Below are 20,319 nucleotides of genomic sequence, written 5' to 3'. Positions count from 1 at the left end.
GCGTTCAGGACTCGCCGGACAGCACGGCCGTCCCCAGGGACGCGCCGGAGATCACCCTCGCCGCGGTCGTCGTGGACGAACCGGAGCCCAGTTCGGTCAGGGCGGCCCGGTCGAGGGCGTGCACGGTGAACTGGTAGGTGTTGACCGACCAGGGGGAGCACGGCCCCTGGTAGCCGTACAGGGTGGCGCTGCCGCGGTAGTAGATCTGCCGGGCTCCGGCGGGGGCCGCGGGCCGGTAGGCGTGCTCGACGTTCTGCGGCAGCGAGGTCACCTCCGCCGGGATGTCGTAGATCACCCAGTGGATGAGGTTGTCGTTGTCGAGGTCCCGCATCACCAGGGCGTAGCCGCGGGTCCCGGCCGGGCCGCCGCTCCAGGTCAGGGGCGGCGACTCGTTGCGCCGGCCGGGGTCGGTCTGGCCGCCGCTGGTGCACTCGTGCGCCTTCGGGATGATCCCGCCCTGGGTGAAGGCGGTGCTGGTGAGGGTGAAGGCGGTGGCGTTCGCCGGCGCCGCGGCGGTGGCGGCGGTCGTCGCGGTCGTCGCGGCGAGCAGGGCGTGCAGCACGATTCGTCTGACGGTCACAAAGGGCTCCTGAGGGGGTTCGGTGCGCCGTTCGTTCGCGTCTGCTGTTCGTGGGGTGTGCCCGCAGTGTAGGCACCGCGGGGCCGCCTCCGCCACCACCGCGAGCGGCACACCCTCATGGAACCTGTCCGCCATGAACCGATATCAGGCTGAGTGGTCCGGTTTCTTTGTGATGCTGCTGGGAAGCAATGGCGCTGTCAGGCCGGAGGCACTCCTTCCCCACGAGGGGTGGCGACATCCGGCGCGGCAGAACGGGAGTGTGAAGCGTGGAAGTCACCGGCATCATCTCCGCCCTCATCATCGGGCTGGTCATCGGCATCCTCGGCAGGCTGGTCGTGCCGGGCCGTCAGAGCATCCCCATCTGGCTCACCATCGTGATCGGCATCGTCGCGGCCCTCATCGGCACCGCGATCGCCGCCGCGGTCGGCGTCGCGGACACCCGCGGCATCGACTGGATAGAACTGGTCATCCAGGTGGTGCTCGCCGGTCTGGGCGTGGCCCTGGCGGCGGGCCTCTACGGCAGACGCAGCGTCCGGTAGAGCGGAACGCGCCGGGATCCCGGAGTGCGGCGAACGCGCCGCGCTCCGGGATCCCGCCGTTCCCGCCCCCTTGCGCGGCAGACGTTTCCGGCATGGCCGGAACCGGGGCCGGACGGAGATCGTTGTGTGGGGCGGCTGCACACATTCGATCTTCGACAGGGAGAACAAGCCGTGGTCTTCAAACGCATGCTGGGCGCCTTCGGCGTCGGCGCGCCCTCGGTGGACACCGTTCTGGCGACCCCGCGCGTCCAGCCGGGCGGCACGCTGTCCGGCGAGGTGCGGCTCAAGGGCGGCGACTTCGACGCCGAGATCGAGCACGTCACCCTCGGCCTGGTCGCCCGCGTGGAGTTCGAGCACGGCGACGGCGAGCACGCGGGGGCGGGGGAGTTCTCCCGCGTCCAGGTGTCGGGGCCGTTCGTGCTGCGACAGGGCGAGGAGCGCACGATCCCCTTCCAGATCGGCGTGCCGTGGGAGGCGCCGATCAGCCAGATCGGCGGGCAGCCGCTGCACGGCATGGCGCTGGGCGTGCGCACCGAGCTCGCCATCGCCAAGGCGGTCGACAAGGGCGACCTCGACGAGGTCGCGGTCGAGCCGCTGCCCTCCCAGCTGCGCATCCTGGAGGCGCTGCTGCAGCTCGGCTTCGCGTTCAAGTCCGCCGACCTGGAGGCCGGCCGCCTGTACGGCGTGCGCCAGGAGCTGCCGTTCTACCAGGAGATCGAGTTCTACCCGGCCGGCCGGTACGCCGGCGTGCTCGGCGAGCTCGAAGTGACCTTCGTGGCCGACCCGGCGGGGCTGGAGGTGGTCCTGGAGGCCGACAAGCGCGCCGGCCGCTACTCCGGCGACGCGATCGGCCGCTTCACCGTCAGCCACGCCGACGCCCTGCAGACGGACTGGGCCGCCGAGCTCGACCGCTGGCTGTCCGGCCTGGCCGCGCACGCCCACGGGGGCTTCGGGCACGGCGACCACCACGGCCACGGCGACCACGGGTACGGTGACCACCACGGCCACCATGGCTACGGCCATCACGAGCAGCACCACGGCGGGCCGGGCTGGGGCGCGGTGGCCGCGGCCGGCGCCGCCGGCGTGGTCGGCGGCCTGGTGGCGGGGGAGATCGTCGAGGAGATCTTCGAAGGCGACGACGAGGGCGGCGACGGCGACTGGTGATTCTCGACCGGTGATCCGCCCGTCACGGGCGGGTCACCCTGGTTCCGCCGCGCCGGGAAGCGAAGCAGGGACTGTGTCGCGGAGCAAAGTGGCAGAAAAAGGAGCTTCTACTCCTTTCCACTCTTAACGTATAGCGCACCGGGGGGCTTGCGGCAAGACCCCCGTCGTGGCGCAGAATCGTCCGCCGAGGCCAGACGCCTTGCCACGCGAAGACCGACCTCGTAGCGGAGCCACATACATGAATCCCCTGACCACCGGCGTGTTCGACCTGCCCGGCAACCTCGCCGCCAAGGCCGACCCGGCGCTGATCGCCGTCGACGAGAGACACTTCGCGGCCCTCGCCGAGAGCCTGGAGCAGTCGATCGCCGACCTGTCCGCCCGCCTCGACGCCGAACGCATGGCCCCCGGAGGCAAGGGCCGGCAGGCGCTCGACCGGGACCTGGAGATCCACCGCCTGTCCGCCCGCCTGCGTACGCTGCGGCGCTTCGGCCTCGACCTGTGCCTCGGCCACATGGTCACCGCCGACCACCCCGAACCGGTGTACGTCGGACGGCTCGGCCTCACCGACAAAGACGGCCGCCGCCTGCTGCTCGACTGGCGTTCGCCCGCGGCCGAGCCGTTCTTCGGCGCCACCCACGCCAACCCCATGGGCCTGGCCAGCCGCCGCCGCTACCGCTGGACCCGCGGCCGGATCAGCGACTACTGGGACGAGGTGTTCACCGCCGACGGCTTCGAAGGGCACGCCGCGCTCGACGACCAGTCCGCCTTCATCGCCAGCCTCGGCGGCAACCGCTCGCCCAGGATGCGCGACGTGCTCGGCACCATCCAGGCCGACCAGGACGCCATCATCCGGGCCGGCTCCCGCGGCGCCCTCGTCGTGGACGGCGGCCCCGGCACCGGCAAGACCGTCGTCGCCCTCCACCGCTCGGCCTACCTGCTCTACTCCGACCCCCGGCTCGGCCACCACCGGGGCGGCGTGCTGTTCGTCGGCCCGCACCAGCCCTACCTGGCCTACGTCGCCGACGTGCTGCCCAGCCTGGGGGAGGAGGGCGTGCGCACCTGCACCCTGCGCGACCTGGTGCCCGAGGGGGCCGCGGCGGTCCCCGAGCGGGACCCGGAGGTGGCGCGGCTGAAGGCGTCGGCGGACATGGTGAAGGCGATCGAGCCGGCCGTCAGGTTCTACGAGAACCCGCCCGCCAAGGGCATGACGGTCAGCACGCACTGGTCGGACGTCCGGCTGAGCGCCGAGGACTGGGCCGAGGCGTTCCAGGCCGCCGACCCCGGCACCCCGCACAACGAGGCCCGCGACCAGATCTGGGAGGAACTGCTCACGATCCTCATCGACAAGCACGACACCCGTGACCAGCACGGCGAGGACGGCGAGGACGGCATCTCGCCGGAGCTGCTGCGCAGGTCGCTGCGCGCGAACCGGGAGCTGCTGGCCGCCTTCAACCGCGCCTGGCCGCTGATCGAGCCCGCCGACCTCGTCGGCGACCTGTGGACGGTCCCCGCCTACCTGCGGCTGTGCGCCCCCTGGCTCAGCCCGGAGGAGATCCGGCGGCTCCAGCGCGCGGACGCCCAGTCCTGGACGGTCTCCGACCTGCCGCTCCTGGACGCGGCCCGCCAGCGCCTCGGCGACCCGGAGGCGTCCCGCCGCAAGCGCCGGCAGGAGGCCGCCCTGGCCGTCCAGCGCGAGCGCATGGCCCAGGTCGTCGACAACCTGATCGAGGCCGACGACGACGGCGAGGGCCTGGTGACGCAGCTACGCCGGGCGGACCTCCAGCGCAACCTGGTGGACGAGTCGGAGCTGCCCACCGTGGAGCCGGACCTGCTCGCCGGGCCGTTCGCGCACGTCGTCGTGGACGAGGCCCAGGAGCTGACCGACGCCGAATGGCAGATGTTGCTGCTGCGCTGCCCGTCCAGGAGCTTCACCATCGTGGGTGACCGCGCGCAGGCCAGGCACGGGTTCACCGAGTCGTGGGCGGAACGGCTCGGCCGGGTCGGCATCGACCGCGTCGAGCTGGCCGGCCTGAGCGTCAACTACCGGACCCCGGCGGAGATCATGGCCGAGGCCGAGCCGGTCATCAGGGCCGCCCTGCCGGACGCCAACGTGCCGGTCTCCATCCGGGAGAGCGGCATCCCGGTCCAGCGCGGGCCGGTCGCCGAGCTGGACGCGATCCTCGACGCCTGGCTCGCCGCGAACCCCGAGGGGATCGCCTGCGTGATCGGGGACCCGGGCTTCCCGGAGCGGCCCCGGGTCCGGTCGCTGACGCCGGAGCTGTCGAAAGGGCTGGAGTTCGACCTGGTGATCCTCGTCGACCCCGACCGGTTCGGCGACGGCGGCGACGGCGTCGAGGGCGCGGTCGACCGTTACGTGGCGATGACCCGGGCGACCCGGCAGCTCGTCGTCCTCACGACCCCCTGACGGGGGCCCGCCGCCGGGTGCGCCGCGCCGTCCGTCGTCACGCACGCGCCCTGGCGGCGGCGGGGCCGGCCGGGGCGTTCGGGCGGACGACGCGGCGCTGCCGGGCCGGCTTGCCCATCATCGGGTTGGCGACGCCCCAGGCGGCGCTCTTGCAGATCAGCTCCTTGTAGACGGCGGCGACCCGCCCGGTCAGCACCCTGGGCAGGGCGCGGTCGTCGGCGGTGACGAACTGGATCAGGCCGTTGCCCCGGCCCAGCGAGATGCACTGGTTGAAGTAGTGCGGCGTGGTGTCCGGCAGCTTCCCGCCGGTCAGCCGGGCCGCGATCGAGTCGGCGGCCTGACAGGCGGTCGGGATGCCCGACGCGCACGACATGCGCAGCGGCTTGTCGCCGGGGCCCATCGCCATGGCGGCGTCGCCGACGGCGTACACGTTCGGGTGCGAGACCGAGCGCATGGTCGCGTCGACTACGATCTGGCCGGTGTCGCTGACCTCCAGCGTGGTCGCCCGCGCGATCGGGTGCACGGCGAAGCCGGCCGTCCAGACGGTCACCTCGGCCGGGATGGGCTCGCCGTCGGTGATGACGCGGTCGGCCTCGACCCCGGTGACGGCCGTGTGCTCGTGCACGGTCACCCCGAGCCCGGCGAGCACCTTCCGCACGTGCGCGCGGCCCTTCGGCGAGAGCCAGTCACCGAGACCGCCGCGGGCGGCGAGGGCGACGTCGAGGTCCGGACGGGCCTCGGCGATCTCGGCCGCGGCCTCCAGCCCGGTGAGCCCGCCGCCGACGACGACCACGCGCCGCCCGGCGTCGAGCCGGGCCAGCCGCTCGCGCAGCCGCAGCGCCCCCGGCCGGCTGGCGACGTCGTAGGCGTGCTCGGCCGTCCCGGGAACGCCCTCGGTGTTCCAGCCGCTGCCGAGGGCGTAGACCAGCGTGTCGTAGGCCAGCTCCTCGGCGCCGTCCGCGCCGGTGACGGTGACGGTCCCGCGGTCGGCGTCGAGGCCGGTGACCGTCCCGAGCCGCAGCTCGACGCCGGTGCCGGCGAACATCTCGCGGAACGGCCGGGGCTTGAGGTCCTGCCCGGTCGCCACCTGGTGCAGGCGGACGCGCTCCACGAAGTCGGGCTCGGCGTTGACGAGGGTGATGGCGACGTCCTCGTGGCTCAGCCGCCTGGCGAGACGGCCGGCGGCGACGGCACCGGTGTAGCCGGCTCCGAGGACGATGATGCGGTGCTGCATTTCCTCGCTCCTGTCTGACGCGGGTTCGCCACCTGAACCGGACGGCCCGCGTTTTCCTGACAGGATCACGGTGTGAAGCGCGTCACACCGTCTCCACCGTGTCTCAGAAGGCTCTGAACAGCGGCTCCCCGTGGTCGCCGGCCGCCCAGCGCTCGGTCGCGCGGCCCAGCTTGTCGGGGTTGACCTGGTTGCGGAACGCGGCGATGCCCTCCGGGGTCACCTCCAGGCACATGACGCCGACGACCCGGCCGTCCAGGACGGCGACGACGGCCGGCTCGCCGTTGGCCGTCCAGGGGTAGATCTCGGGCGAGCCGCCCATGATGGCGCGCTTGGCCTTGCCGGGCTTGACCAGGCCCCACAGGAACTTGGCGACCGCGACGGCGCCCACGAACGCCTTGGCGCGGGCCGGCACCTTCCCGCCGCCGTCGCCGACCGCGATGGCGTCCTGGGTGAGCAGGCGGACGAGCGGCTCGGTCTGCCCGCTGGTGGCGGCGGCCAGGAACTCCTCGACGATCCGCCGGGCGGCGGCCTCGTCGACCTCGGTGCGGGCCCGGCCGTCGGCGACGTGCCTCTTGGCGCGGTGGAAGATCTGCTGGCTGGCCGACTCGGTGATGTCGAGGATGTCGGCGATCTCCCGGTGGGAGTGGTCGAAGGCGGCCCGCAGCACGTACACCGCCCGCTCGTTGGGCGACAGGCGTTCCATCAGCGTGAGGACGGCGTAGGAGACCGATTCGCGCTGCTCGGCGGTCTCGGCCGGGCCGAGCATCGGGTCGCCGGCCAGCAGCGGCTCGGGCAGCCACTCCCCGACGTACGTCTCGCGGCGGGCCCGCGCGGAGCCGAGCTGGTTGAGGCACAGGTTGGTGAGCACCTTCGTCAGCCACGCCTCGGGCACCTCGACGTGGCCCGTGTCGGCGGACTGCCAGCGCAGGAACGTCTCCTGCACGGCGTCCTCGGCCTCCGCGGCGGAGCCGAGCAGGCGGTAGGCGATGGCCTCCAGGCGGGGTCTGGCGGCCACGAACCGGTCGACGTCGTCCACGGTCAAAGGCATGGCCTGATCCTAGAACGTCCCCTTATGTGGTGGAACGCCGGTGTTGATCCAAGACGGTCCCGGGTAGAGAGGGCCGATGTTCGATGACTTCGCAACCGGCATGATCGACGTCGGCGAGACCGAGCTGTTCGTCCGGTACGGCGGCTCCGGCACTCCCGTCCTGCTGCTGCACGGCCACCCCCGTACCCACGCGACCTGGCACCGCGTCGCGCCCCTCCTGGCCCCCCACCACACGGTGGTCTGCCCCGACCTGCGCGGGTACGGCCGCTCGGGCAAGCCGCCCACCACCCCCGACCACGCCCCCTACTCCAAGCGGGCCATGGCCCGCGACATGGTCGCCCTCATGCGCTCGCTGGGCCATGAACGCTTCGCCGTCGCCGGCCACGACCGCGGCGCCTACGTCGCCCACCGCGTGGCCGCCGACCACCCGGACGCCGTCACCCGCCTGGTCGTGATGGACGGCATCCCCATCGGCGAGGCGCTGGCCAGGGCCGACGCCCGCTTCGCGGCGTCCTGGTGGCACTGGTTCTTCCTCGGCCAGACCGCCAAACCCGCCGAACGCGTCATCAACGCCGACCCCGACGCCTGGTACCAGGGCAGCGCCGAGCAGATGGGCCAGGAGGCGTACGAGGACTACCGCCGGGCCATCCACGACCCGGACACCGTCCACGCGATGTGCGAGGACTACCGCGCCGGCCTGACCGTGGACCGCGCCGCCGACGACGCCGACCGCGCCGCCTCCCGCCGCCTCACCTGCCCCACCCTGTTCCTCTGGACGTCCAAGGACGACATGGAGGACCTGTACGGCGACCCGCTGGCGATCTGGCGCACCTGGGCCGACGACGTGACCGGCCACCCGATCGACAGCGGCCACCACGTCGCCGAGGAGGCCCCGGACGAACTCGCCGCCTCCCTGCTGACCTTCCTGCGCGCATGACGCCATTCATGCCGTTTTCCGCGTTCCCCCACACCGCCGGACCCTTTCGGCGAGGATGGAGGCCCTGCACAGCGTGGCAGGAGCGTCACAGAACGCGATGCGGAGAGGGGCGTCATGAGTCCTGGGCCGGCTTCGCCCGGCGGCGGCGGTCATGCGAGCAGAGCGGCCACGACCAGGGTCCGCGACGTCGTGCGCGATGTGGTGGCGGCGACCGCGCCCGAGGAACTGCTGCTCGTGGACGGGCTGGCCAGGCTCGACGACGACGTCGTGATCAAGCGGCTGGGCCGGCGGAACGACAGGCGTGAGCCGCTGGGATTCGGCCTGGGCGAGATCGCCGCCCTGGTGACCCCGGTGGTGTGGCTCATGGTCGACGAGGCCGCACGGCGGGTGGGCACGGCGGCGGTGGACGGCGCGGCGGCCAGGACGAAGGCCGTGCTGCGCAAGGTGTTCCGGAGGCCGGCGGCGGCCGTCTTCGTCCCCGACCTGACCCGTGACGAGCTCGCCGAGGTCCACCGCCGGGTGCTGGAGACCGCCGTGGAGCACGGGCTCGGCGACGGTCGCGCCCGGCTCATCGCCGACGCCGTGGTGGGCCGGCTCGCACTGGCCGCACCGCCGTCCGGCGCGCCGGAACCGGACGGCCCGAACGACGGCGCCCCCCTGACGAAGAACCAGTGATGCCGGGCACGGCCTCCGCGCTGCGGATCGACGAGCGGGCGATGGGCGCGGGCACGACCGTGCGGTTCGTGCTGCTGCTGACCCTGCTGCTGGTGAGCAGCGGTTCGATGATGCAGGTCGTGGCGCGCGGGTATCACGGCGGCTACGGGTACGGCTGCCTGCTCGCCGCCGGCGGCGACCCCTCCCAGGGCACCGACCGGGCCGTCTCCGCCAGGATCATCGCCTACCACGACGCCTACTGGGCCTGCGTGGAGCGCTACGAGCCCGCGGCGCCCTGGTGGCTGCCCCTCCTGGGGCTCGTCCTGGTGGCGGCGGTGGCCGTGGCGCTGTTCCGGTGCCTGCCGCACTGGAAGATCCGGCGGCGTCGCCTCGTACCGCTGGACGCGATCGACCACGACGGCGAGATCGGGCGCAGGATGGCGGAGTTCGCCGCCGTGGCCGGCCTGGCCCGCGTGCCCAGGATCGTCGTGGACCTGACGGCGGTCACGACCGACGCCGTGGTGTTCGGCAGCGACCGCCGTCCGATCGTGTGCCTGCACGGTGGCCTGATCGCCCGCAGGACCGCCGATCCCGGCGGCTTCCGCGCGAGGGCGATGCACGAGTTCGCCCACATCCGCAACCGCGACCTCACCATCACCTACGCCACCATCGTCGTGTGGCGGGTGTTCGTCGTCCTCGTGCTCCTCCCGTACGTCGCCTGGTACCTCACCGCCATTCCCACCTCCGCCCGGTCGCCGTTCTGGCCCGGCGAGACGGCGTTCACCACCCGGGGCCTGCTGCTCCCGGTCTGCATGATCCTCCTGGTCTATCTCGCCCGCTCGGACGTCCTGCGCAGCCGGGAGATCCACGCCGACCTCGCCGCGCAGCGCTGGGGCGCCGACCTGCGCTCTCTGGCGTTCACGGCGCCCGTCCCGGCCACGGGCCGGCTGCGGCGGGCGCTCGGCTCCTTCGCCGAGCTGTGGCGCATGCACCCGCGCTGGACGCTGCGCCGCGACGCCGTCACCGACTCGGCGACGCTGTTCGGCGTGCAGGGGCTGCCCATGTTCCTGACCGGGGCCGCCGCCCCGCTGATCGACGTCCAGGTGGCGGACTACCTGCCCCTCGTCGCGAGCGGCACCTGGATGGGCCGGCTGTCGGCCCTGCTGGTGGCGGGGCTGGTCACCGGTGTGGCCGGGATCGCGCTGTGGCGGGCCGTGATCCATGCGGTGCTGACCGGGCGTCGTGCGCCGTCCGGCGTGCGCGCCGGGCTGTGGCTGGGGGCCGGCGGAGTGGCCGGCGAGCTGGTGCTGAACCGGATGACGGTCCTGCGGTGGTGGCCGGACCACCCGGTGGTGCCGGCGCTGGTGCTGTTCGCCGGGGTGGCCTTCGCCTGGTGGACCGCGCAGTGCGCCGACCTGTGGGTCAGGGCCTGGCCGGGGCGTACGATCCGGCCGGCCATGCTGCTGGGGCTCGCGGCCGCGTGGCTGTCGCTGTTCGCGTGGTTCGTGTGGTGGCAGAGCGAAGGCGCGCTCCTGGCGAGCACCGGAACGATCGACCCCGCCGGGATGAGCCGGATGCTCCAGGACCTGTACGGCGCCTCGCCGCAGGACCATCCGGCCGTGCAGTCCGCGATCGGCGCGGTGTGGCCGCTCCTGACCAGCCTCGACACGCCGCTCGCGCTCTCCGCGGTCATGGCCCTGTGGGCGGTGCCCCTGCTCGCCTGGACCTTCCGCCCGATCACCGCTCCGCCCTTGTGGACGCTCGGCTCCTTGACCGGGCCCGGCCGATGGGAGGCCCCGGCCATGGGGGCGCCGCCGCGGCGGGTCCTGGCGGTCGTGCTGCTGGGGATACCGGCGAGCTGGGCCGCCGTCGCCGCCGTGATGGCATACATGCACACCTGGCAGCCTCCCGCCGCGGATCGCGGCGGCTTCTACGCCCTGGTCTACCAGGCGTGGGTGCTCGTGGCCCTGGTGGCGGCGGCCGGGGCGGCGGCCGCCGTCGCGAGCGTGCTCGCGAGCCGTCACCGGCTGCTCGTCGCGCTGGTCACCGCCGAGGTGGTGGCGTTGGGCGGCCTCGCCGGGCGCTTCGTGCTCGCCGCCACGGACGGCTGCTTCCAGCCGCTCAACACCCTGGCGACGCGCTGCCACTGGCTGCCGGATCCCGCCTGGACGCTCGTGCAGAGCATCATGGGCTACGTTCTCGTGCTCGCCGCGGCTGCGGCGGGCATCGCGGCGGGCATGACGGCGGCCATCGCGGCGGGCATTGCGGCGGGCATTGCGGCGGGCATCGTGTCAGTGCCCGGGAAGCTGCGGTCCAGGACCCGGAGCGCGGTGCGCGCGCTCCGGACCAACCCGCGGCCGAACGGCGGGCTCGCCGCGCGGCGAGCCGCCACGGCTGTGCTGTGCGCGGCGGCGGTGACGGTCCCCCTCGTGGCGGCCGCGCAGCAGGAATCACCCGGATCCGCCACCCTCTCCCAGGTGCGGCAGGTGGTGGGCCTCGACGACGCGGCGGTGTCCACCGAGATCAGGCAGCTCCAGGTGAAGGCATGGTGGGCGCACGGCGGATGGGACCTGCGCGAACGCTACCGGGCCGATGTCGTACGCCTCTCCAAGAGCCTGAACGACGCCGCCCAGGCCAGGCGCGGCTCCGTCGACCCGGCGATCTTCGGCCCCCTGTGCACCCACATGGGGGACATCGCCCGAGACGCGGGCCGCTACTTCGAAGCCCCCGACCGCGAGACCCAGGCCTTCTGGCAGACGTTCATCACCCAGGCCGGCAACGGAGGCCGAAACTGCCGGAAAAGCCTGGGGGACGAGAACGGCGACCTCTTCATCACGTCCATGAAGGAGCTCATCGAGGCCGGAAAGGCCCTCGAAGCGGTCACAGCCAGGATGCCCAGGTGACCCCCGTCCCCCACCTACAGGCCCACCCCGGCAGACACCCGACGTCGGCACGCACACCGGACCACGCGGACCAGGCAGCCCACCAGACCGACCGGAACGGCCGCCACCCGCCTTCTACGGAGGGGAAGCCCCAGGCCGGTTCGGCGCAGTGGGTCATGAGCCGGTCGATGTGGAGATCTGCACCCCCCATCTCCCCGCCCGCCCCTCCGCCACCGCCCGACCCCGCTTCTTCGCGGACCCGTTCCTCCGCGGGCTCCGGTCAGGGCAGGCGGTCGCGGTAGACCTGCCGGGCTCGCTCGTACAGGGCCAGGTGGTCGTCCACCTGCGTGGGGGCGTCGAAGCGGCCGGACTCGCGCAGGATCGACTCCAGCCGGTCCAGCCAGGCCAGGCACCAGCGCACGTCCGCCTCCCTGGCCACGTGGCCGCCCGCGACGTCGAGGTACACGGGGCTGGTGTGGGCGTAGGCGCCGCGCCGGTGCTGCGAGCGCGGATGCGGGCCGCCGCTCGCCACGGCCACCACGTACGACGGTTCGCCCGCCGTCATCGTGGCCGTCAGCCGTCCGGGAGGCCCCTGCGCGAGCACGCCCGCAGCGGTGCGGATCTCCAGTTCCTCCACCTCCGGCCCGATCGTGGAGACCACGATCTCCAGCTCCTGCCCCGGCAGCAGCTCCAGCGTGTCGCCGGGGCCGTGCCCGTTCACCGTGAGCTCCAGCCACGGCCCGGTGGTGGCGAACGTACGGCCGTGCAGGATCGCCTCGGCGTAGGACTCGGCGGTGAGGGGTCCGGCGACGTTGGCGTACACGCGCTCCCAGCCGGGCGGGGCCGAGGCGGTGCCGCGGCGGCAGAACGACAGCACGGCGTCGGTCCCCGCCGTCACCGCCAGCCTGTTGCCCGCGCCGACGAGACGGCGGTACACGGCCGCCGTGGCCAGGACGGAGGAGTGGTTGAGCACGTCGAGCGAGTCGATCAGACCCAGCGCGGCGTCGGCCACGATCTCCCTGGCCGCGCAGGACCGTCCGCGATCGAGCACGATGTCCGGCGGGTCGTCCTCGCCGAACGCGGTGTGGAACGGGTGACCGTAGGAGATGATCCCGCCGAGCGCCCTCAGCTCCTCGCACGCCGCCGCGTTGGGCGGCCAGTCGGCCGCGCCGCCGAACCCCGAGTGGTAGCGGCCCGGCAGCCCGCGCAGCCCGAACGCCGTGCAGTGGCCGAGCACGTCGTTTCGGTACTCGACGCCGATCCTGGCCACGTGCCGGCTGTCGGACCACGGCAGGTCCTTGCCCACCCACTGCTCCAGCGCCTCCACGTCGTAGACGCGCTCGCCCGCCACGTTGCCCGCCACCAGGTTGAGCACGTGGAGGTCCTCGCCGTGCTGCGCGGCGGCGGCCAGCTCGGGCGCGGCGGGCTCCTCGCCCATCCAGTTGAGGTGGACGTGCAGGTCGCCGCCGTACCAGCCGCGGGCGGCCGCGTCGTACAGCCGTTCGGGCGCCAGCTCCACCAGCGTCTCCGCGCCGGCCAGCGGAGTGACGGTCACTTCGGCGGTGCCGTACTCCATCCCCCTGGCCACGGTCACGGTGACGGGCTCGGCGGGGACGCGGACCACGAGGTCGTCGCCGTGGAAGAACGGCCTGCGGTGCGCGTCCAGCTTGGGTGGCGCGCCGTCGGGGTACCAGCCCTGGCCGTCCGCGCTCGTCACGCTCCACCGGCACGGGAACCCCGCGCGCAACCGCACGCCGGCCGCCGCCACCCGCCTGCTCAGCGGCGCCAGATCGACCGGCTGCCCGTCGACGACGACGGACTCGGCGACCTCGACCACCTTGGCCCCGCGCGCCTCCACCATGTACCGGGTGCCGTCCACGAGCACGGTGACCGGTTCGTCCCTGCTGGAGTCGAGCAGCAACGCCGTACGGAACGGCTCGCCGTCCAGCACGATTCGCGTGACGGCCGCCACCGCGCAGCCGCCGGGCGTCAGGCGCAGCACGGGCAGGTTGTCCACGACGTCCCCGGCGAGCGCGTCACGTACCACCCGGTCGGCGTCCACCTCGCCGAGGTGATCCTCCAGCTCGGCGGCGGGCAGGTCGGGATAGCGCTCGGCCAGTTGGCGCAGGCCGGTGGTGTAGAAGTTGTAACGGCGGTCGAGGAAGACCGTCGCCCATGCCTGGACGACGTAGGACAGAGACGGTTCGCCCCAGCAGGGGCCGTGCGCGTCACGGAGCGCGCGGTACTCGGCCAGAGCGGCGGACACGGGACCAGGAAGCAACGCATCGTCACACATCGGACACTCCTCGGAGGGGACCCACCGTCATACTGACAGGGATCTCCCGCTGTGTCCCACTTCGCGGCGAAGAGCATGACCTCCAGCCGATCGACGCGCCCGGCATGTCCACGGGCTCGCAAGGTGCTGCGCCGCATCCTCGGCCGATCCCGGCCGCCCTCAGGACGGCAGCCAGCCCGGCCACCAGGGCGGCACGTTGTCCACGCCGCAATTGAGCCCTGCCACGCCGGTAGGGGTGCCGGTCGTCGCGAAGTCATAAAGAATCAGGCCAGCCGGGACGACCACCAAAAGCGCGGCGGTGACCCAGAAACCCACCCGGAAAGCCGCGACGGCGGCGCTGCCGTCGGCTCGCCTCCCGAGCGCGCGGAACCCGGCGAGGAGCAGCGCGCCGCACAGGAAGACGGCCATGAAAAGCAGCCACCTGCCGCCGAGAAAAACCAGGCCGGCCAGCGCCTCGCCCGCGTCGAGATCGCCGAAACAGTACGAGAGCGCGCTGTCGACGAGCCGGCTGTCCGCCCACGCGACGGCCGCGGCGAGCAGCACGACCGCCACCAGAACACCCCCGCAGCCCAGGGTCCGGCGAAAATGCGCCCGCGCCTCCGTCGCACCGGTGCCGGCGTACCGCATGGGCCCCCTTTTCCGTACCTCATTGTCAGGCCGTGTCTTAGGTCGCTGGGAAGAATTCGCCGCGCCCGTCGCGGAGTTTTTCCGGGTCCGCGACGGGCATGAATTTCGCGGCAAACGTGATCAACTGTAGCCCGCGTCGGACGCCTGCTTGCCGCCGCCCAGGCCCATGGCTCCGATCAACCCCATTCCGCGGACCGCAGCCCGGCGAGCGTCAACATGCTCCCAGGCTGTGGTGGGCTGCGCAATATTCGTCAATGGCGGAGAGCGAATCCTACATAACGCTGTTCCAAGAGGTCAGTGCTCTCCACCGTCCTGCGCGCACTGTCAAAGGCAGTTTGCCACCTTCTATGCGCCGATGAACCACGCACAATTCCTCTGCCGACGCCGATCCACAGGGCCCCGGCGTTCATAACCGTGGCTCGGTATGGTGGAGGGCGTGCTGCACCCTGATGCGGTCCGTCTCGGTCGTGAAGCCGCTCGGCGGTTGGCGTTGTCCGGGATATGTGAGGTCAGGCCGGGTTTAACCGACAGGGAGTTCGCCTGGATCGAGATTGAGTACGGCATCGAGTTCGCCGACGATCACCGCGCGTTTCTTGCCGCCGGACTTCCCGTCAACTCCGCTCGGCCGGAGGAGGGTGCCACGTGGGAGCGCCCCTGGCCCGACTGGCGCGACGGTGAGGAGGAGGAACTCCGCCTTCATTTGGAATGGCCTGTGCGTGAGGTGCTGAATGATGTGCAGCGCGGTGCGTGGCTGAGGTCATGGGGAGCCCCGCCGGAGAACAGTGCGGAGGCGTTACGGATCGCGGGGCAGGAGCTGGCGAGGGCGCCGAAGCTCATTCCGCTCTATGGACACCGCTTCCTGCCTGGTGGCCGCGGCACGTACGGCAGTCAGGTGCTGTCAATATGGGGAACGGACATCATCAGCTACGGCCGAGACCTTGCCGAATACGTCACCAACGACTTCTATCCGCGCGATGACGATGCAGGACTTTGGGGCAAGGGAGCCGCTGTCTCAGTGTGGGGCGAATTCCTTCAGAAGAAGTCCACCGAAAGCGGCTGAAATTCTTCGACTGCCGCGGCAGAAGGAAGTGAACGACCAGGACGCGTTGCCTCACGTTGTAGCCCCGAGAAACGGCATGGCCGGGAAGAAGACCATCGAACTCGCGGTTCTCATCGAAACCGGCAAAACTCACCCAGGAACCATTGTGTGATGCCGGCGGAGGCCACCAAGTACGGAACTCTTTCCGAATTGATGAAGCCGGCCACTAGGGTATGTGCAGGGCAGAGGAGACTCCTGGTAAGACAGCAGTCGACCAAAACCCGATGTCCCAACCAAGAACCTCGTTGCTGCCCTGTCGTGCCGCGATTCCGCTGTCCAACCACACCCTCATCCGCTTGGCCGAACTCATCCGCACCCAGCGTGCCGAACGCGGTTCCCGGCGGCGTCGGTCGGACCCAGCCCAGCAGGCGCTGCTCGTCCTGGCCCACCCGCGCAACGGCGACACCCACGCCTGATCGGCCAACGGATTCGCCATAGCTTTGCGCCATGTTTGCGAAAGCCTGGACCTGCTGGCCGCGCTAGCCGACTACGTGGACGCCGCCGCAGGGCGCTCTACCCGACGTACATGGCCGTTCGCAGAGCATGATCCAACGTCGGTGAGCGGCGGGCCGTCGTGCCATCTCATGATCGGTACACGCCCGGTACGCGCTCATGCTCGCCCTCGGTGGCAGCGGGTGGCACACCTGGAACGCAGAAGGACCTGCGTTTCCGCAGGTCCTTGGCCGTCTCGCGATGGAGATCGTGTGTGCCCCCTGTAGGATTCGAACCTACGCACCCGGCTCCGGAGGCCGGTGCTCTATCCCCTGAGCTAAGGGGGCGACGAGTGATAAGGCTATCAGCATCTGGGGACCACTCGGCACCAGATAACGCTCCTTGAACGCATCCCGCGAAAACCCCACGTGACCGGCCCGCTACGGGCTAGCTTTGCGCCCGTGAGCGACGTTCTTGGCAAAGTACTGGTCGTGGATGACGACGAGGTCATCCGGCAGCTCATCGCGGTCAACCTGAACCTTGAGGGGTTCGAGGTGTCGACCGCCACCGATGGGCAGGACTGTCTGGATCGCGTGATGGACGTCATGCCGGATGTGATCACGCTGGACGTGATGATGCCCTGCCTCGACGGGTGGGCGACGGCGGAGAAGTTGCGTACGGAGGAGGCGACCAGTCACATCAAGGTCGTCCTGATCACGGCGCGGGCGCAGGACGACGACCGGAGGCGGGGGCTGGGGATCGGGGTCGACGCGTACCTGACGAAGCCGTTCGATCCGGCCGAGCTCATTCAGGTGGTACGGGAACTCGCTTCCGGGGCGCCGAGTTGATGGGGGTGTAGAACGGCGCCGGATGGTGTGCCGGAGGTGGTGGGAGCGGCGGAGGTGACGCCGCTCGGGCCGGCTCCGGATGCACGTCGGCGGCGACGACCATCGACGTGAAAGGCGCGACGTGCGTAGTTCGATCTTCGGCAACCTGGCCGGCCAGCCGCTTCCCGGCGGGTTCGCGCTGGAGAACCACAAGATGCTGCGGGTCCAGTTGCCGCACGAGGTGCTTGCCAAGCAGGGGTCCATGGTCGCCTTCCAGGGGCAGATGGACTTCGACTACGAGGGCGGCGGGCTCGGCAGGCTGCTGAAGAAGGCCGTGACGGGGGAGGGGGCCTCCCTGATGCGGGTACGCGGCCAGGGGCAGCTCTACCTGGCCGACAACGCCGACGACATCCACCTCTTCTACCTGGAGAACGAGGGGCTGACGGTCAACGGGCGGAACCTGCTGGCGTTCGGGCCGGAGCTCAGGTGGGACATCCAGCGGGTTCAGGGGGCCGGGGTGGCGGCCGGTGGGCTGTTCAACACCACGGTGACCGGCACGGGGTGGGTGGCGGTGACCACGCACGGCACGCCGGTGCTGCTGGACGTGGCGCGGATGCCGACGTTCGTGGACGGGCAGGCGGCGGTGTGCTGGAGCACGGGGTTGCAGGTCGGGGTCAACCGCACGATGAAGGTCGGGGCGTTGATCGGGCGGGGGAGCGGCGAGGCCATGCAGCTGGCGTTCCGGGGGCAGGGGTTCGTCCTGGTGCAGGCCAGCGAAGGGGCGCCGGTGGTGCAGACGTCCTGAGGCCGTGCGGCTCAGGGGGCTTGCCGGGCGTGGACAGGTAATTAGCTTATTGCCATACTGGCTCGATGGATGTGGATCTGGTCAAGGCGCTGGCCAGCGACAAGCGGCTGCTCATCCTTGAGTGGTTGCGCGACCCCGAGCGGCACTTCGGCCCGCAGCGTGACGGCGATCTGGTACGCGACGGCGTCTGTTCGTTGTTCATCGCCGAGAAGCTGGGCGTGAGCCGGCCCACCTGCGGCGAGCATCTCAAGGTGCTGGCCCAGGCGGGGCTGATCCGGGGTACCAAGATCAAGCAGTGGGTGTTCTACCAGCGCGACGAGGGCCGGATCGCCGAGGCCAAGGAGATGTTGAGCAGTGACTGGTGACGCCTACGAAGGTCCCGATGGCTCCGAAGGCGCCGATGCCGGAGAAGGTAGCGGAGTCTACGAAGGTCCCGACGCCGGAGAAGGTCGCGGAGCACACGCAGGGGCCGATGCCGCCGAAGGTTCCGAGGGTGGCCGGCGGCCGGACGCCTATGAGCGGCTGATTGCCGATCTCGATGCGGGCGGGGCGCGGTACCGGGTGATCGATCATCCGGCGGAGGGGCGTACCGAGCAGGTGAGCGCCCTGCGCGGGCACGGTGTCGAGCAGGCGGCCAAGTGCCTGATCGTGATGGTCAAGATCGGCAAGAAGCGCACCCGGCACGTGCTGGCCGTCGTGCCGGGGGACGCGCGGCTGGATCTGCAGGCGGTCAAGGGGCTGCTGGAGGGGACGTACGTGGCCTTCGCCGACAAGGAGCGGGCGGAGGAGCTGGCGGGCAGCGTCAGCGGGACGGTGTTGCCGTTCAGTTATGACCCTCGCCTTGAGCTGGTGGTCGATCCTTCACTGCTGGAGCTGCCGGAGATCTACTTCAACGCCGCACGTCTCGACCGTTCGCTGGCGCTTGCCACCGACGACTACGTACGGCTGGCCGAGCCGCGCGTGGCCGGCATCGTGGCGGCGGCGGTGCCGGCCGCCGGCTAGCCACCGGCGGGCCTCCAGGGCCAGGGTCACCGGGAGTCGGGTGCGGGCCAGTGGCAGCGGGGGGTGAGAGGCGGCCCGGGTCAGGCGCAGGTCAGAGCGGCGGGGGGTGAGAGGCGGTCGGGGTCACGTGGCGGGTCAGGGCGGCGAGGGTGAGGGGGAGCGGGCGCAGGCGAGGGGGCGCGCATGGCTCTGCTCTGAGGCGCGGGAAAGTGGCGGGCTGCGGGAGCGACTCCTAGACGGAGGTGGCTTTCACGATCGCGAGCGTCCCCGGCGCGTGGTGCAGCATGGCCTGGCTGACCGAGCCGATGAGCATGCCCTTCAGCGTGCCGTGTCCCCGGCTGCCGACGACCAGCAGGTCAGCCCCCGCCGCCACCTCGCGCAGCACCTCGACGGGATGGCCGTGCACGACGTCCTCGATCACCTCCACGCCGGGATGGCATTGCCGGGGTATGGCGAGGAAGGTCCGCAGGGCCTCGCGGGTCTCGCGTTCGGCCTCCGGATCGGCGGGCCCGAAGCCCGAGGGACGTGGCCAGGCGAAGGCCTCCACCGCGCGCAGCCTGGCGCCGCGCAGTTCGGCCTCGGCGAAGGCGAACTTCAGCGCGCGCAGGCTGCCCTCGGAACGGTCGACCCCGACCGCCAGCTCACCGCGCGGAACGGTGGGCGGGTCGCGGACCAGGACGACGTCCGTCTGGGCGTGCGCGGCCACCCCGTGGGCGACCGAGCCGAGCAGCAGCCCGCGTACGCCGCCCAGGCCACGACTGCCGACGACGAGCAGGTCGGCCTGCTCGGCGGTCTTGATCAGCGCGGCGCGGGGATCGCCGGGCACGAGTTCCGTGGTCACCTCGGCGCCCAGTTCGCGGGCCTGCCGTTCGGCGGCCGCGAGCACCTCGTTGGCGCCGTCGCGCATCCACTTGCCCACCTCCGCGTACCGGCCGGAGATCGGGCGGCAGACCCAGTCGGGCACCACGTGGGCCACGGTCAGCGACACCCCGCGCAGCACTGCCTCCTTGGCGGCCCAGTCGACGGACAGCAGTCCGGTCGGCGAGCCGTCGACACCTGCGACGATCATGGTCAGGCCACGTAACATTCCACTTCGGCGCGGCGATAGGCCAAGCCCTGTCTGGTGGACTCGTCGATGCACGCGCGCTCGGTCTTGCTGAGGAGCAGTTCGCCGCAGACCGTCACGCCGGAGTACGTCCGGCAGTCGAGTGAACGGTTGCGCCGGCCGATACGGTAGTTCTCCTTGACCGCCTGCCTGCACTTCTGGCGCAGGGCTGGTGTGTCGGCGTAGCGGCACTGGGCGGTCAGCGTCCGGTATTGCTGCTTGCTCACTTCCTGCTGCTCGATGCCGTCCCCAGAGGCGGCAGCCGGTCCGATCGTGGTGAGAGCCACGATCGCGGCCACAGCGGCGATCTTCATCATAGTTCCCCTGAGGGAGTCCGTACCGCCAGGGGCGATCGCCAAACCTCAGGGTGATCGCCATGCTGACGCTCCGGTACGACGAGCCCGCTCCCGGTAGGGAAGGACACGTCCTGCCGATCGGCAACCGAGCGCTCGGCGCCTGCGTGTCCGGGACGCTCTCGGCCGAGCGCGTCCAGTTCAACGAGAAGTGGTTGTGGACCGGCGGTCCGGGCATCGGAGAGCGGGGTTCGATGGCGCCGGAGGAGGTGGCCGCGATCCGGGGGAACCCGCCGGGGGGGCGTTCCGGGCTTCGGGGCGTACCGGAACTTCGGCCGCCGTGACGTACGAGGACGCCCGCGGAGTGGTG

Annotated in this window: 19 protein-coding genes, 1 tRNA gene and 1 pseudogene; 13 read left to right on the top strand and 8 right to left on the bottom strand. The window is 71.6% G+C overall.

The genetic code is table 11. From position 1 onward, the window contains the following. Positions 1-4 precede the first annotated feature (4 nt). Positions 5-580 carry a YbhB/YbcL family Raf kinase inhibitor-like protein gene (locus tag ACIBST_RS07585; RefSeq protein WP_397169936.1) on the bottom strand — a complete coding sequence of 192 codons (576 nt, stop codon included), beginning with the start codon at positions 578-580 and terminating at the stop codon, positions 5-7. 266 nt (positions 581-846) lie between these two features. Here ACIBST_RS07585 and ACIBST_RS07580 point away from each other — a divergent pair, with 266 nt between their 5' ends. The 3 genes from ACIBST_RS07580 (at position 847) to helR (ending at position 4,708) form a co-directional block, all read left to right on the top strand. Then, on the top strand, positions 847-1,119 hold the full coding sequence (locus ACIBST_RS07580) for a GlsB/YeaQ/YmgE family stress response membrane protein (RefSeq protein WP_397169934.1): 273 nt from the start codon (positions 847-849) through the stop codon (positions 1,117-1,119). Between the two features lie 171 nt (positions 1,120-1,290). Then, positions 1,291-2,283: a sporulation protein gene (locus tag ACIBST_RS07575; RefSeq protein WP_397169932.1), complete on the top strand. Its 993-nt coding sequence runs from the start codon at positions 1,291-1,293 to the stop codon at positions 2,281-2,283. Between the two features lie 238 nt (positions 2,284-2,521). Beyond that, positions 2,522-4,708, top strand: coding sequence for an RNA polymerase recycling motor ATPase HelR (gene helR, locus ACIBST_RS07570; protein WP_397169930.1), 2,187 nt, complete (start codon positions 2,522-2,524; stop codon positions 4,706-4,708). Positions 4,709-4,745: 37 nt separating this feature from the next. On the opposite strand, the gene ACIBST_RS07565 is transcribed toward helR, so the two are convergent. Both ACIBST_RS07565 and sigJ read right to left on the bottom strand, forming a co-directional pair. Then, a complete protein-coding gene (locus ACIBST_RS07565; RefSeq protein WP_397169928.1) occupies positions 4,746-5,942 on the bottom strand; it encodes an NAD(P)/FAD-dependent oxidoreductase in 1,197 nt (398 codons plus the stop codon). A 103-nt stretch (positions 5,943-6,045) separates the two neighbouring features. Beyond that, entirely contained in the window at positions 6,046-6,990 is a 945-nt protein-coding gene (gene sigJ, locus ACIBST_RS07560; RefSeq protein ID WP_397169927.1) for an RNA polymerase sigma factor SigJ, read from the bottom strand. 76 nt (positions 6,991-7,066) lie between these two features. On the opposite strand from sigJ, the gene ACIBST_RS07555 reads away from it, so the two are divergent. From ACIBST_RS07555 to ACIBST_RS07545, 3 genes are all read left to right on the top strand, one after another. Continuing rightward, positions 7,067-7,927 (top strand): alpha/beta fold hydrolase, encoded by an 861-nt coding sequence (locus tag ACIBST_RS07555; protein ID WP_397169925.1) that lies wholly within the window; start codon positions 7,067-7,069, stop codon positions 7,925-7,927. Between the two features lie 189 nt (positions 7,928-8,116). Continuing rightward, positions 8,117-8,602 (top strand): hypothetical protein, encoded by a 486-nt coding sequence (locus tag ACIBST_RS07550; protein WP_397169924.1) that lies wholly within the window; start codon positions 8,117-8,119, stop codon positions 8,600-8,602. Beyond that, entirely contained in the window at positions 8,602-11,484 is a 2,883-nt protein-coding gene (locus tag ACIBST_RS07545; RefSeq protein ID WP_397169922.1) for a M48 family metalloprotease, read from the top strand. Before ACIBST_RS07550 ends, ACIBST_RS07545 begins: the two co-directional genes overlap by 1 nt. A 259-nt stretch (positions 11,485-11,743) precedes the next feature. On the opposite strand, the gene ACIBST_RS07540 is transcribed toward ACIBST_RS07545, so the two are convergent. Both ACIBST_RS07540 and ACIBST_RS07535 read right to left on the bottom strand, forming a co-directional pair. Next, positions 11,744-13,729: a CehA/McbA family metallohydrolase gene (locus ACIBST_RS07540; protein ID WP_397169920.1), complete on the bottom strand. Its 1,986-nt coding sequence runs from the start codon at positions 13,727-13,729 to the stop codon at positions 11,744-11,746. A 189-nt stretch (positions 13,730-13,918) separates the two neighbouring features. After that, positions 13,919-14,311, bottom strand: coding sequence for a hypothetical protein (locus ACIBST_RS07535; protein WP_397169918.1), 393 nt, complete (start codon positions 14,309-14,311; stop codon positions 13,919-13,921). A gap of 499 nt (positions 14,312-14,810) precedes the next feature. On the opposite strand from ACIBST_RS07535, the gene ACIBST_RS07530 reads away from it, so the two are divergent. Continuing rightward, entirely contained in the window at positions 14,811-15,446 is a 636-nt protein-coding gene (locus ACIBST_RS07530; protein WP_397169916.1) for a hypothetical protein, read from the top strand. A 284-nt stretch (positions 15,447-15,730) separates the two neighbouring features. After that, positions 15,731-16,006 (top strand): annotated as a pseudogene (locus ACIBST_RS07525) (IS5/IS1182 family transposase); the annotation flags it as partial. Between the two features lie 186 nt (positions 16,007-16,192). On the opposite strand, the gene ACIBST_RS07520 reads toward ACIBST_RS07525, so the two are convergent. After that, positions 16,193-16,264, bottom strand: a tRNA-Arg gene (locus ACIBST_RS07520). 114 nt (positions 16,265-16,378) lie between these two features. Between ACIBST_RS07520 and ACIBST_RS07515 the strand changes: the two genes are divergently transcribed. The 4 genes from ACIBST_RS07515 to ACIBST_RS07500 all read left to right on the top strand — a co-directional run bounded on the left by ACIBST_RS07515 (position 16,379) and on the right by ACIBST_RS07500 (position 18,551). After that, positions 16,379-16,765 (top strand): response regulator, encoded by a 387-nt coding sequence (locus ACIBST_RS07515; RefSeq protein WP_352349704.1) that lies wholly within the window; start codon positions 16,379-16,381, stop codon positions 16,763-16,765. Between the two features lie 121 nt (positions 16,766-16,886). Beyond that, entirely contained in the window at positions 16,887-17,549 is a 663-nt protein-coding gene (locus tag ACIBST_RS07510) for an AIM24 family protein (protein ID WP_352319638.1), read from the top strand. A 65-nt stretch (positions 17,550-17,614) separates the two neighbouring features. After that, on the top strand, positions 17,615-17,914 hold the full coding sequence (locus ACIBST_RS07505; protein ID WP_397169914.1) for an ArsR/SmtB family transcription factor: 300 nt from the start codon (positions 17,615-17,617) through the stop codon (positions 17,912-17,914). Continuing rightward, the gene (locus ACIBST_RS07500) at positions 17,904-18,551 is read left to right on the top strand and encodes a YbaK/prolyl-tRNA synthetase associated domain-containing protein (RefSeq protein ID WP_397169912.1); all 648 of its coding nucleotides are present in this window, start codon (positions 17,904-17,906) and stop codon (positions 18,549-18,551) included. The genes ACIBST_RS07505 and ACIBST_RS07500 overlap by 11 nt, the downstream gene beginning before the upstream one ends. Positions 18,552-18,783: 232 nt before the next feature. On the opposite strand, the gene ACIBST_RS07495 is transcribed toward ACIBST_RS07500, so the two are convergent. Beyond that, positions 18,784-19,620: a universal stress protein gene (locus ACIBST_RS07495; RefSeq protein WP_397169910.1), complete on the bottom strand. Its 837-nt coding sequence runs from the start codon at positions 19,618-19,620 to the stop codon at positions 18,784-18,786. A gap of 2 nt (positions 19,621-19,622) precedes the next feature. Then, positions 19,623-19,973: a hypothetical protein gene (locus ACIBST_RS07490; protein WP_397169909.1), complete on the bottom strand. Its 351-nt coding sequence runs from the start codon at positions 19,971-19,973 to the stop codon at positions 19,623-19,625. 59 nt (positions 19,974-20,032) lie between these two features. Between ACIBST_RS07490 and ACIBST_RS07485 the strand changes: the two genes are divergently transcribed. Next, positions 20,033-20,293, top strand: coding sequence for a glycoside hydrolase N-terminal domain-containing protein (locus tag ACIBST_RS07485; RefSeq protein WP_397169907.1), 261 nt, complete (start codon positions 20,033-20,035; stop codon positions 20,291-20,293). Positions 20,294-20,319 lie beyond the last annotated feature (26 nt).

This window comes from Nonomuraea sp. NPDC049684 (genome assembly GCF_044465345.1).
In the GTDB taxonomy this organism is placed as follows: Bacteria; Actinomycetota; Actinomycetes; order Streptosporangiales; family Streptosporangiaceae; genus Nonomuraea.
This window is presented reverse-complemented; position numbering and strand designations above follow the sequence as displayed.

Coding starts and splice junctions, on each gene's coding strand:
- helR (WP_397169930.1), top strand. CDS start 2,522: ATGAATCCCCTGACCACCGGCGTGTTCGACCTGCCCGGCAACCTCGCC.
- ACIBST_RS07565 (WP_397169928.1), bottom strand. CDS start 5,942: ATGCAGCACCGCATCATCGTCCTCGGAGCCGGCTACACCGGTGCCGTC.
- sigJ (WP_397169927.1), bottom strand. CDS start 6,990: ATGCCTTTGACCGTGGACGACGTCGACCGGTTCGTGGCCGCCAGACCC.
- ACIBST_RS07555 (WP_397169925.1), top strand. CDS start 7,067: ATGTTCGATGACTTCGCAACCGGCATGATCGACGTCGGCGAGACCGAG.
- ACIBST_RS07545 (WP_397169922.1), top strand. CDS start 8,602: ATGCCGGGCACGGCCTCCGCGCTGCGGATCGACGAGCGGGCGATGGGC.
- ACIBST_RS07530 (WP_397169916.1), top strand. CDS start 14,811: ATGGTGGAGGGCGTGCTGCACCCTGATGCGGTCCGTCTCGGTCGTGAA.
- ACIBST_RS07505 (WP_397169914.1), top strand. CDS start 17,615: ATGGATGTGGATCTGGTCAAGGCGCTGGCCAGCGACAAGCGGCTGCTC.
- ACIBST_RS07495 (WP_397169910.1), bottom strand. CDS start 19,620: ATGATCGTCGCAGGTGTCGACGGCTCGCCGACCGGACTGCTGTCCGTC.
- ACIBST_RS07490 (WP_397169909.1), bottom strand. CDS start 19,973: ATGATGAAGATCGCCGCTGTGGCCGCGATCGTGGCTCTCACCACGATC.
- ACIBST_RS07485 (WP_397169907.1), top strand. CDS start 20,033: ATGCTGACGCTCCGGTACGACGAGCCCGCTCCCGGTAGGGAAGGACAC.